The sequence below is a fragment of the Rubrivivax sp. JA1055 genome (assembly GCF_020966565.1).
GTDB classification, from domain to species: Bacteria; Pseudomonadota; Gammaproteobacteria; order Burkholderiales; family Burkholderiaceae_C; genus Rubrivivax; species Rubrivivax benzoatilyticus.
The window spans coordinates 1-1,966 of the sequence record NZ_JAJKFP010000009.1 but is presented as its reverse complement, the minus strand read 5'-3'; the positions used below and the strand labels follow the sequence as shown (position 1 = coordinate 1,966).

Genomic DNA, 1,966 nt, shown 5'->3' with positions numbered 1-1,966 from the left:
TTTCGGGATGCGCCGTGCCATCAGCGACAGTTTGATTGCGTCAATACAAACTTTGATTCGCGAGAATTGAAGTTCGGCATAACGCGTGAATACTCAAAATCTGTCATTGACCGGATGTCTGAAGCGAGAGCTTCGGCGTCAAAGTTATAGGGTCAAGTGACTAAGTGCATGTGGTGGATGCCTTGGCGATTACAGGCGATGAAGGACGTGGCAGTCTGCGATAAGCCTCGGGGAGCTGGCAAGCAAGCTTTGATCCGGGGATTTCCGAATGGGGAAACCCACCCGCAAGGGTATCGTCATCTGAATACATAGGGTGACGAGGCGAACCGGGCGAACTGAAACATCTCAGTAGCTCGAGGAAAAGACATCAACCGAGATTCCGAAAGTAGTGGCGAGCGAAATCGGAACAGCCTGTACGTTTTAGCAGTCGATTTATCAGAACGGTCTGGAAAGTCCGGCCATAGCAGGTGATAGCCCTGTATGAAAAAAGTCTTCTGTGGAACTAGGCGTACGACAAGTAGGGCGGGGCACGTGAAACCCTGTCTGAACATGGGGGGACCATCCTCCAAGGCTAAATACTCGTAATCGACCGATAGCGAACTAGTACCGTGAGGGAAAGGCGAAAAGAACCCCGGGAGGGGAGTGAAATAGATCCTGAAACCGCATGCATACAAAAAGTCGGAGCCCGCAAGGGTGACGGCGTACCTTTTGTATAATGGGTCAGCGACTTACATTCAGTGGCAAGCTTAACCGAATAGGGAAGGCGAAGGGAAACCGAGTCCGAATAGGGCGTCTAGTCGCTGGGTGTAGACCCGAAACCAAGTGATCTATCCATGGCCAGGATGAAGGTAGGGTAACACCTGCTGGAGGTCCGAACCGACTAGTGTTGCAAAACTAGCGGATGAGCTGTGGATAGGGGTGAAAGGCTAAACAAACTTGGAGATAGCTGGTTCTCTCCGAAAACTATTTAGGTAGTGCCTCAAGTATTACCGTCGGGGGTAGAGCACTGTTATGGCTAGGGGGTCATGGCGACTTACCAAACCATTGCAAACTCCGAATACCGATGAGTACAGCTTGGGAGACAGTGCACCGGGTGCTAACGTCCGGACACAAGAGGGAAACAACCCAGACCGCCAGCTAAGGTCCCCAAAATTGGCTAAGTGGGAAACGAAGTGGGAAGGCTAAAACAGTCAGGATGTTGGCTTAGAAGCAGCCACCATTTAAAGAAAGCGTAATAGCTCACTGATCGAGTCGTCCTGCGCGGAAGATGTAACGGGGCTAAGCCAGTTACCGAAGCTGCGGATTTGCACGCAAGTGCAAGTGGTAGGAGAGCGTTCCGTACGCCTGCGAAGGTGGATCGTGAGGTCTGCTGGAGGTATCGGAAGTGCGAATGCTGACATGAGTAGCGTTAAAGGGGGTGAAAAGCCCCCTCGCCGAAAGCGCAAGGTTTCCTACGCAACGTTCATCGGCGTAGGGTGAGTCGGCCCCTAAGGCGAGGCAGAGATGCGTAGCTGATGGGAAACAGGTCAATATTCCTGTACCGATCTATAGTGCGATGTGGGGACGGAGAAGGTTAGCTCGGCCGGGTGTTGGATGTCCCGGTTCAAGCCTGTAGTCGTGGCCCTTAGGCAAATCCGGGGGTCTTAGATGAGGGGTGATAACGAGGCGGCTTGCCGCCGAAGCGAGTGATACCCTGCTTCCAGGAAAAGCCACTAAGCTTCAGCTATAGACGACCGTACCGCAAACCGACACTGGTGCGCGAGATGAGTATTCTAAGGCGCTTGAGAGAACTCTGGAGAAGGAACTCGGCAAATTGACACCGTAACTTCGGAAGAAGGTGTGCCTTTAGTAGGTGAACCATTTACTTGGGGAGCCCAATGAGGCCGCAGAGAATCGGTGGCTGCGACTGTTTATTAAAAACACAGCACTCTGCAAAGACGAAAGTCGACGTATAGGGTGTGACGCC

General features: G+C 52.4%; 1 rRNA gene. It reads left to right on the top strand.

Annotated features, from left to right (window positions below):
• Positions 1-150 precede the first annotated feature (150 nt).
• Positions 151-1,966, top strand: a 23S ribosomal RNA gene (locus LOC65_RS19285); the annotation flags it as partial.